Genomic DNA, 10,329 nt, shown 5'->3' with positions numbered 1-10,329 from the left:
CAGGAGTTTTCAAATCAAACTTTTTAATAAAGAATTTAAATATAAAGTAATATATAAAGAAATAAGCTATTCCTACTGGAATAATTAATATAGCCTTAGTTGCCAATCCAAAATTTAATACATAATCTATTAATCCTGCTGAAAATCCAAAACCATGTTTTATTCCTAGTAAATTACAAACAATTAAGGATGAACCTGTTAGTAATGAATGTACCAAGTATAATAATGGTGATGCAAAACAAAAGCTAAACAATAATGGTTCTCCTATACCTGTTAAAGCAAATGTTAATGCTGAACTTAAAAGTACACCACCAACTTCTTTCCTATTTTCCTTCTTAGCAGTTTTATACATAGCTAAAGCTGCTGCTGGCATACCAAACATAAATATTGGATAAAAACCACCTAAAAATATTCCCGCACTTGGATCTCCTGCAAAGAAACGGGATAAATCTCCTGTTATTACTTCCCCTGCTCCATTGGTAAATGAACCAAATACAAAGAAAATCAAACTATTGATAACATGATGTAATCCTGTAGGAACTAATAATTGGTTGCATACTCCATAGATACCAACTCCTAAAGAGCCTGAAGTAGTTAACCATTCTCCAAATCTAAATATTACATCTTGAATTGGTGGCCAAATAAATCCAAACAATCCTGCTAAAACTATACATGCACCACCTGTTACAATAGAAACAAATCTCTTACCAGCAAAAAAACCAAGATAATCTGGTAATTTAATATCATAAAATCTATTGTATAAATATCCAGCTACAGAACCTGCTATAATTCCTGCTAAAACTCCCATATTGATATCAGGGTTTATAGTTTCAGTTCCTTTTGTTAATACAAAGTAACCTACAGCACCTGCAAGACCAGCAGCTCCTGAATTATCAAAAGATAATCCAATTGCTACTCCAAGAGCAAATAATAAAGCTAAATTATCAAAAATTGCAGCTCCAGATTGATTAACGAAAGGTATATCAAATACATCTGGTGCTCCTAAACGCAATAGTAATGCAGCTGCTGGTAATACAGCAATTGGTAACATTAAAGCTTTACCAATTCTTTGAAGTTGAAAAAATAGTTTTTTCATAATTCCATATCCTCCTTTTATATTGAATAATTTATAATAAAAAAAGACATAAACTTATAAGGATACAAATTTCCTCATAAGCTTATGCCTAATTTTACTTAGTAACACGCTTAATTCTATAGCCTTTTATTTAGTTTTATTCTTTGAATATGGATAGTTATATATCCTAACTCATCATCGCTAATGGGTAACGATAAGGTATCTTCTATACATTTTCCAACCTTCTTAGCTATTTCAAAAGAACTTTTATATTCTGTTTTAATTCTATTTAATATTGGATTCTCCTCAGATTTACCTTTCTCTAGTCTATCTATAACAAATCTAAAATGACTAACCAATCTGATATAGCTTAAATCTGTAGAATCAAATTGCACATTCAGCTCTTTTTCAACAATTTCTATAAGTCGTTTTATCAGAGAAGTATACTTAACCGTTTCTCCAACCTTTTTATTCTGTCTTGCAGAATGGAAATGTAATGCAATAAAACCAATTTCCGATTCTGGTATATCTACATTTAATGTTTTGTTTATAATCTTACTTGCTTCAACACTTATTCTATATTCTTCAGGATATAGAAGTTTAATTTCATTGAGAAATGGATTGTTTACATCTATTCCTTGTTTAATCCTCTCTATAGAAAAACCAATGTGATCAGTCAAAGCTATATGAATATGAGGATTTAAAGGGCCTAGACTTTTTTCTCCCATAGCTATTAACTCTTCACTGACAGCCATTACATCTTCATCTAAAAAGTTTATTAGTTGATAGTATTGATTTTTCATCTTTTTATCATAGGTAATGAATAGTTTCTCTATTTCATTATTAGATAGTTTTAATATATCATTTTTTCTATGACCAAAACCTACTCCTTTACCTACAATTATTAATTCTTGGTTTTTATTCATATCAAAAGCTAGTATAACATTGTTATTTAGAACCTTTATTATTTCATATTGGGCTTCATGGGAAAACATAATTAATCCTCCTATCAAACAAAAAAACCAAGTAAAGACTCTCATAAGAACCCTTCTTGGTTAATGCCTGACAAATTTATCAGTAACACACCTAATATTCCATTTTACAATGAAATAATAACATATAGTTATTGTTTTGTCAATAAATTTATTTAATGTACTTATCTATTATAGTTATTATTTCCTCTATCTTTTCTTCACCTTCTTCTTCCCCTTCTAGTATAGCATCCTTAACACAGGATCTAATATGGGAATTTAATACATCTATATTAGCTTTCTTTAGTAGGGCTATAGAGGATAAAATCTGTGTAGATACATCTACACAATATCTATCCTCTTCTATCATCTTAATTATTCCATCTATTTGCCCTCTAACAGTTTTTAACTTCATAGCTGCTTTTTTCTTCCCTTGATTCATGCTATCACCTACTATTATTTAATTTTTATTACATCATAACCTGCCTCTTCTACTGCTTCTTTTAAATTTTCCTCTAATAGATTATCTCCTAAAACCTCTATCTTCTTGTTTTCTAAATCTACATCCACATTGGATACTCCATCTAATTCCTTTAATGCATTGGTAACCGCCATTATACAATGGTTACATGACATACCTTCTACTAACATAGTCTTCTTCATTATTATTCATCTCCTTTATTTATTATTTAAAGTTTCTAAGCCTTAATGAATTTGTAACTACAGATACTGAACTAAAGGCCATAGCAGCTCCAGCTATCATAGGATTTAAAAATCCTAAAGCTGCAAAGGGAATTCCTATTGAATTATAGAAAAATGCCCAGAATAAGTTTTGTTTTATAGTTTTCATAGTTCTATGACTGAGTCTAATAGCTGTAACTATACTCATTAAATCTCCCCTCATAAGAGTTATATCTGCCGCCTCCATAGCCACATCTGTACCTGTGCCTATAGCAAATCCTACATCTGCAGCCGCCAAAGCTGGTGCATCATTAATACCATCTCCTACCATACCTACATCTTTGCCCTTCTCTTTTAAATCCTCTACTACTTCTGCTTTATTTTCAGGTAATACTTCTGCTAAAACATTATCAATTCCTACCTTTTTAGCTATTGCCTTAGCAGTTCTTTCATTATCACCTGTTAGCATATATATTTCTAATCCCATATCTTTTAATTCTTCTATTGCTTTTTTAGAACTTTCTTTAATCATATCTGCTACTGCAATTATACCACCAATTTCTCCATCTATTCCTATTATCATGGCAGTCTTGCCTTCCTCTTCCAATCTAGTAAGTTCTTCTTCTGCCTTTTCAATCTCCATGTCAGCTTCCAAAATTAATTTCCTATTACCTATATATATTTTTTTTCCTTCCAAGGTAGCTTTTAATCCTTTTCCTGGTACAGCCATAAAAGTTTCTGGTTCTGTTATCATCAATAATTCTTCTTCACCTTTTCTAACAATGGCTTCCCCTAAAGGATGTTCAGATGTTTTTTCTACAGTAGCGGCTATTCTTAAAAGCTCATCTCTTTCTATAGCATTAAATGTTATTATATCTGTAACTTCAGGCTCACCTTTGGTGATAGTTCCAGTTTTATCAAATACAATAGTTTCCATCTTGTGAGTTCTTTCTAAATGTTCTCCAGATTTAATGAGTATTCCATTTTCAGCCCCTTTTCCAGTACCTACCATTATGGCAGTAGGTGTAGCTAAACCTAGAGCACAAGGACAGGCAATTACTAAAACTGCTACGGCATTAATAAGTCCCGTATTGAAATTACCATGAATTAGGTAAAAACCTATGAACGTTATAACTGCTATTGCTACTACTATAGGTACAAAAATACCAGATATTTTATCTGCCAATCTTTGAACTGGTGCTTTAGAACCTTGAGCATCTTCAACCAATTTGATTATCTGAGATAAAACCGTATCTTTCCCTATATTCTGAGCTTCAAACTTAAAAGAACCAAATTTATTTATAGTAGCTCCTATAACCTTATCCCCTTCTTCTTTATCTATAGGAATACTTTCTCCTGTTATCATTGATTCATCAATGGAAGAATGCCCTTCCATAATAACTCCATCCACTGGAATTCTTTCTCCTGGTCTTACTACTATAATATCCCCTACATTTACTTTTTCTATTGGTATATCCTTCTCTATACCATCTACAACAACTCGAGCTGTTTTTGGTTGCAATCCCATCAATTTCTTTATAGCCTCTGAAGTTTTCCCTTTAGCCACAGCCTCAAAGGTTTTACCTAATAGTATTAATGTAATAATAACTGCTGATGCTTCAAAATAGTATTCATGCACTCCTACTATAAGATTATATATACTATAAAAGTAAGCCGCAGAAGTTCCCATAGATACTAAAACATCCATATTAGCTCCTCCACCTCTTAATGAGTTAAAGGCTCCTTTATAAAATCTATATCCTATTATAAACTGAACAGGAGTTGCTAATAAAAGTTGAAAATATCCATTTGTAAGAATATTTTCCTTTCCAGCCATATGGAAAAACATAGCGGAAAATAAAGGTAAACTAAGAATCGCTGAGACAATAAAAGAGGTTTTAAGAGATTTTATTTCCTTTTCCCTCAATTCTTTTTCCCTATCTCTATCTATTTGTCTTTCAATTTCTGCCTTATAGCCAGCCTTTTCAACTGTTCTAATTAAAATATCATCTTCTATAGCACCAGAAGGAAATTCTATAACCGCTTTATTAGTAGATAAATTTACATTGGCTTTTACTACTCCTTCTAATTTATTTAAAACCTTCTCTACCCTAGAAGAGCAAGCAGCGCAGGTCATTCCTTCTATTAACAAGGTTTTCTTAACCAAAGGTACTTCATAACCTGTTTTTTCTATAGTCCTAATTAGTTCATCTACATTTACCTTGTCCGTATCAAATTCAATGGTAGCTCTTTGAGCAAGTAAATTTACTGAAGATTGAACAACTCCTTCCCTTCTACTGATAGCCTTCTCTACCCTAGAAGAACAAGCAGCACAAGTCATCCCTACTACATCTATAGTAACTTTTTTATTCATTTATTTATCAACTCCTTGGTTTTCTTTTATCATCTTCTTCCCTCTCCCCCCGGGGGGTCTGTTTTTAGTATATACTATTTTTTAACCTTTGTAAACAGATTCAGCAAAGTTTTTTATTGATTAGTAAAATATATTTTTGCCTAAGAAAATAATATTACCCTAAACTATTGCATTTATATCAAAAATGTATTATGATATTGATAGTGATTATCAATTCCGTAAAAATAGAAAGGAGAATGGCCATGGTAAGTACACCTTTAATCCAATTAAGTTCTGGAAAAAATGGAAAGGTTGAAAAAATATATGCTGGATGGAATGCTACTAAAAGACTATATGAAATGGGATTAAATACAGGAGCTAAGTTTAAAGTTATAAAAAATGATACAGGCCCTGTAATACTTTCCTTATCTGGAAGTAAAATTGCCATAGGTCGTGGTTTAGCACAAAAAATAATGGTGAATGAATAAAGTCGCATTAATTATTAGCCTTTTACTGATAATGACTATCATTCTTGTCTAAGGGGGAGATTAAAAATTGAATACTATCGCTTTAGTTGGTAATCCGAATAGTGGCAAAACCACCTTGTTTAATGCACTAACAGGATCCAATCAACATGTAGGAAATTGGCCTGGAGTTACTGTTGAAAAAAAAGAAGGCAATTTCAAATTTAATGAAAAAACATATAATGTAGTAGACTTGCCTGGCACCTATAGTTTAGGAGCCTTTTCTGAAGATGAAATTGTGGCAAGGGATTTTATCCTAAAGGGCAATCCTGAAATTGTAATTAATGTAGTTGATTCTACTAATATTGAAAGAAATCTATACTTAACTACTCAACTATTGGAAATGGGAGCCAAAGTTATTGTAGCCTTAAATATGATAGATGAAGCAAAGGCTAGGAGTATTAAAGTTGATATTGAAGCCCTTTCAAAAAAATTAGGTACTCCCGTAGTTCCTACTATTGCTTCCAAAAGGAAAGGGATAGATGAACTCATAAAAAAATCCATAGAATTAATGGATAAAGAAATAGATTATAAATCACATATTAGCTATGGAGAAAATATAGATAAAGAAGTAGAAAAATTAAAAGGATTTTTAAGTGATAAAAACTTAGAATACCCTCCTCAGTGGATTGCAATAAAACTCCTTGAAGGAGATAAATATATCCATGAACTAATAAAAAATAATAAAGATTTATATTCATCTGATGATTTTAAAAACACTATCTATGTTTTTAATGAAAATAGAGAAGATTATGAACTAGAAATTATTGATAAAAGATATGAATTTATTAGCAATATAACCAATGTAACTGTAAAGGTACCAGATAATCCAAAAGAAACTACGACGGATAAGATAGATAAAATACTGACTCATAAATATTTAGGCTTACCAATATTTGGTCTTATAATGTTTATTGTATTCCAGTTGACTTTTACCATAGGTGAAGATTTATTTGGTGGACTTGCTGCAAGTGGTATCGAATCTTTAGGTATGATTGTAGAAAATTTCCTTATTAATATAAATGCATCTAGTTGGATCATTGCTTTCGTAACGGAAGGAGTTATTGCAGGAGTTGGAGCCGTTTTAGAATTTGTGCCTCTCATAGTTGTATTATATATGTTAATGGGTTTGTTAGAAGACAGCGGATATATGGCAAGAGCTGCTTATGTAATGGATAACATCATGAGAGCCTTGGGCTTACAAGGTAAAACCTTTATTTCTATGATAGTTGGCTTTGGTTGTAATGTACCTGGTGTAATGTCTACCAGAACTTTAGAGGACAAAAAAGATAGAATGATTGCCATCTTGATAAATCCATTTATGTCTTGTGGAGCAAAACTTCCAATCTATTTAATATTTATTGCAGCTTTTTTCCCTAATAATGGTGGACTAGTTTTATTTTTAATCTACTTTTTAGGAATAGCAATGGCATTGTTGATGGGCAAAATTTTCAGTAAAACTTTATTTAAAGGTGAATCATCATATTTTATAATGGAATTACCACCTTATAGATTGCCTACTTTGAGAAATGTTCTAAGGAATATGTGGGATAATGTATCAGGGTTTTTAAAAAGAGCTGGAACTACTATATTTGCTGTAATTACTATATTATGGATTTTATCTGTGCTTCCTGCTGGAGTGGAGCCTTATAGTCAAGATAGTATATTAGGAAAAATAGGTATGATTATAGCACCTATATTTAAACCTGCTGGATTCGGTACATGGCAAGCTTCTGTAGGTTTGTTTGCAGGAATTGCTGCTAAAGAAGCAGTTATTGCTACTTTAGGTATGGTCTATGCCGGTGTCAGTGAAGGGACAGCTCTTGTAACGGCTATACAACAAGTATTTACTCCATTAACAGCTGTATCCTTTATGGCAATGACTTTACTATATACACCTTGTGCAGCTACTATAGGAACTATAAAAAAAGAAACCAATTCAAATAAATGGGCTATATTTACTGCAGTCTACACTTTTGCCATTGGATGGTTAGTAGCAGTATTAATATTCCAAATAGGTAGACTTATAGGCTTTAGCTAAAATTAAGGAGATGATCTTTTGCTGAAGGAAGTGTTAAAAGAGATTGATAAAGCTGATTATATCTCTAAACCCAATATAGCTATGAAGTTAAATAAAAGTGAAAATTTAATAGAAGATGCCTTTTCTCAATTGATTAGGATGGGATATATTAAAGAAGATGATAACAATATTAATAATTGTGATATAGGATGTGGTAGTTGCCCTTATGCTAATTCTTGTAATAAAATTCCTGTAAAATCTATAATAATTACTGAAAAAGGAGAGAAACTACTAAATAGATAAACCCTTCAAAATTTAAACCCCAAAATGACGGAAGAACTTATAATATTGTTCTTCCGTCATTTTATGATGAATAACTTCCAATTTTTTCATATCTATGTTGAAATTTGTTACTATTAAGAATATAATTATTGTAACATCTATTTTAAACGATAAATATAAAGGAGATATTATGATGACCAATATTGACTGGAAAGAAAAGAAAAATTTAACCATGTTAGCAGATTTTTATGAGTTTACTATGGCTAATGGTTATTTTGAAAATGGTATGAAGGATAGAATTGCTTATTTTGATATGTTCTTTAGAGCAATCCCTGATGACGGTGGTTTTGCCATAATGGCAGGAGTTGAACAACTCATAGAATATCTAAAAAACCTAAAATTTTCAGAAGAGGATATTGAATATTTTAGATCTAAAGATATGTTTAGTGAAGAATTCTTAGACTACTTAAGAAATTTTGAATTCCAATGCGATGTATGGGCTATTCCCGAAGGAACTCCTATATTTCCTAGAGAGCCTATAGTTATTGTAAGAGGCCCTATAATCCAAGCACAGATTGTTGAAACCATGGTTCTTTTAACGATTAATCATCAAAGTTTAATTGCTACAAAAGCAAATAGAATAGTCAGAGCAGCTGATGGTCGTACTGTAATGGAATTTGGTTCTAGAAGAGCTCAGGGATATGAAGGAGCAATTTTAGGTGCAAGAGCTGCATATATAGGTGGCGCTATAGGTACTGCTTGTACTATTGTAGATAGAGATTTCAGTATCCCTGCATTAGGTACTATGGCCCATAGTTGGGTTCAAATGTTCCCTACTGAGTTAGAAGCCTTCAAAGCCTATGCTAAAATTTATCCAGATAATTGTGTATTGTTAGTAGATACCTACAACGTTCTAAAGTCTGGTATTCCAAATGCTATAAAAACCTTTGATGAAGAAATAGTTCCAAGAGGTTTTAGACCAAAAGGAATAAGGTTAGACAGTGGAGATATTGCTTATCTTTCTAAAGAAGCAAGAAAGATGTTAGATGAAGCTGGATATGAGGACTGTCCTATTGTAGCTTCTAGCAGTTTAGATGAATATGTAATCAGAGATTTATTAAATCAAGGCGCAAAAATAGACTCCTTTGGAGTAGGAGAAAGGCTAATTACTGCTAAATCAGAACCAGTTTTTGGTGGTGTATATAAACTAACTGCCGTAGAAAGAAATGGGGAAATAGTTCCTAAGATAAAGGTCAGTGAAAATGTAGGTAAAATCACTACTCCTGGATTTAAGCAACTTTATAGATTGTTTAACAAAAAATCAGGCAAAGCCATTGCCGATGTAGTAACTTTACATGACGAAAAAATTGATGAGACTAAACCTTATGAAATATTCCATCCTCTCTTTACATGGAAGAGGAAAACCTTAACAAACTTTTATGCAAAAAAATTATTAGTTCAGTTATTTGACAAAGGAGAGCAAATATACAAAAGTCCTCCTATTAATGAAATTAGAAACTATTGTAAAAAACAGATCGACACACTTTGGGATGAAGTTCTTAGATTTGAAAATCCTCATGAGTATTTTGTTGACTTATCTAAACCTTTATGGGATATAAAGGATAAATTATTAAAAGAATATAAATGATGATGGTTTTATAGTATAGTATTGTTTAAACCAAGTAAAGAAATCAAATTCTTTACTTGGTTTAAATAGTTAATAATAAATTTTAATATATCACCTAAACTTTGTATAAAAATTTTTCATCTCTTCTACCTTAGCTTTATCCATTTCTTTTTCTCCATATCTGGCTTGGATATAAACTTCCCTTAAACCATTTAAAATTTCTTCATTGTCTTCATTTTCTACCTTTTTATTAATGTCTAAACTGGTATCCGAAGCTATTATATCTATTCCTTTTTTATCCAGCTTTATTAAGTATTTTCTATAATAATATCGTATTTGTTCTATTATATCCTTTGGTTTAAATAGAGATATTCTCCTTTTGTTTTTATCTTTTCCTCTTATATTCATAAATTCCCTTTCTTCTCTATAATCCATTTCTTCTTTCTTCTTATTAAAAACCTTCTTTCTAAACAATAAGTAGGTCAAATATATTATTAATGATACTAAGATTATTCTTGATGCAATAGATAAAAATCTGCTTAACCAAAGAGGAAAGGTTGGATTGTTCTGAGTCCATTCACTAAAATCCATAGTATTTTCCATACTTTGATCTGGTAAATCTAAATCATCTCTATTTATCAAAGACATAAGAAACTCTATTATATACTGTACACCGTAAGCTAAGTATAATATGGGCCAATAGAATATATTAGATAACAGTTCTGCAACTAGATTATAAATAGATTTAGCTCCTTGATATAAGAAGAGTTTTAGCTTTTCCATACCAAGTACTATG

The 10,329-nt window shown here is 31.3% G+C and carries 10 protein-coding genes; 4 read left to right on the top strand and 6 right to left on the bottom strand.

Going from position 1 to position 10,329, the window contains the following annotated elements; translation table 11 throughout:
• From VK998_RS11975 to VK998_RS11955, 5 genes are all read right to left on the bottom strand, one after another.
• A partial coding sequence (locus VK998_RS11975; RefSeq protein WP_325228644.1) for a PTS transporter subunit EIIC occupies positions 1-1,096 on the bottom strand: 1,096 nt, incomplete at its 3' end.
• Between the two features lie 116 nt (positions 1,097-1,212).
• A complete protein-coding gene (locus tag VK998_RS11970) occupies positions 1,213-2,070 on the bottom strand; it encodes a PRD domain-containing protein (RefSeq protein WP_325228642.1) in 858 nt (285 codons plus the stop codon).
• Positions 2,071-2,218: 148 nt separating this feature from the next.
• Positions 2,219-2,488 carry a metal-sensing transcriptional repressor gene (locus tag VK998_RS11965; RefSeq protein WP_325228639.1) on the bottom strand — a complete coding sequence of 90 codons (270 nt, stop codon included), beginning with the start codon at positions 2,486-2,488 and terminating at the stop codon, positions 2,219-2,221.
• 14 nt (positions 2,489-2,502) lie between these two features.
• The gene (locus VK998_RS11960; protein WP_325228636.1) at positions 2,503-2,709 is read right to left on the bottom strand and encodes a heavy-metal-associated domain-containing protein; all 207 of its coding nucleotides are present in this window, start codon (positions 2,707-2,709) and stop codon (positions 2,503-2,505) included.
• Positions 2,710-2,731: 22 nt separating this feature from the next.
• Positions 2,732-5,101: a heavy metal translocating P-type ATPase gene (locus VK998_RS11955; protein WP_325228633.1), complete on the bottom strand. Its 2,370-nt coding sequence runs from the start codon at positions 5,099-5,101 to the stop codon at positions 2,732-2,734.
• A gap of 242 nt (positions 5,102-5,343) precedes the next feature.
• On the opposite strand from VK998_RS11955, the gene VK998_RS11950 reads away from it, so the two are divergent.
• From VK998_RS11950 to VK998_RS11935, 4 genes are all read left to right on the top strand, one after another.
• Positions 5,344-5,568 (top strand): FeoA family protein, encoded by a 225-nt coding sequence (locus tag VK998_RS11950; protein WP_325228630.1) that lies wholly within the window; start codon positions 5,344-5,346, stop codon positions 5,566-5,568.
• Positions 5,569-5,635: 67 nt separating this feature from the next.
• Positions 5,636-7,645 (top strand): ferrous iron transport protein B, encoded by a 2,010-nt coding sequence (gene feoB, locus VK998_RS11945; RefSeq protein WP_325228627.1) that lies wholly within the window; start codon positions 5,636-5,638, stop codon positions 7,643-7,645.
• An 18-nt stretch (positions 7,646-7,663) separates the two neighbouring features.
• Positions 7,664-7,927, top strand: a complete 264-nt coding sequence (locus tag VK998_RS11940) for a FeoC-like transcriptional regulator (protein WP_325228626.1) — start codon at positions 7,664-7,666, stop codon at positions 7,925-7,927.
• 172 nt (positions 7,928-8,099) lie between these two features.
• Complete coding sequence (locus tag VK998_RS11935) at positions 8,100-9,554, top strand: nicotinate phosphoribosyltransferase (RefSeq protein WP_325228647.1); 1,455 nt, start codon at positions 8,100-8,102, stop codon at positions 9,552-9,554.
• 90 nt (positions 9,555-9,644) lie between these two features.
• On the opposite strand, the gene VK998_RS11930 is transcribed toward VK998_RS11935, so the two are convergent.
• Positions 9,645-10,329, bottom strand: a 685-nt coding sequence (locus tag VK998_RS11930; protein WP_325228623.1) for a hypothetical protein, incomplete at its 5' end; no start/stop codon positions are given.

It is taken from the genome of Schnuerera sp. (genome assembly GCF_035459645.1).
Classification (GTDB): Bacteria; Bacillota; Clostridia; order Tissierellales; family Tepidimicrobiaceae; genus Schnuerera.
This window is presented reverse-complemented; position numbering and strand designations above follow the sequence as displayed.

Coding starts and splice junctions, on each gene's coding strand:
- VK998_RS11970 (WP_325228642.1), bottom strand. CDS start 2,070: ATGTTTTCCCATGAAGCCCAATATGAAATAATAAAGGTTCTAAATAAC.
- VK998_RS11950 (WP_325228630.1), top strand. CDS start 5,344: ATGGTAAGTACACCTTTAATCCAATTAAGTTCTGGAAAAAATGGAAAG.
- VK998_RS11965 (WP_325228639.1), bottom strand. CDS start 2,488: ATGAATCAAGGGAAGAAAAAAGCAGCTATGAAGTTAAAAACTGTTAGA.
- VK998_RS11955 (WP_325228633.1), bottom strand. CDS start 5,101: ATGAATAAAAAAGTTACTATAGATGTAGTAGGGATGACTTGTGCTGCT.
- VK998_RS11935 (WP_325228647.1), top strand. CDS start 8,100: ATGACCAATATTGACTGGAAAGAAAAGAAAAATTTAACCATGTTAGCA.
- VK998_RS11960 (WP_325228636.1), bottom strand. CDS start 2,709: ATGAAGAAGACTATGTTAGTAGAAGGTATGTCATGTAACCATTGTATA.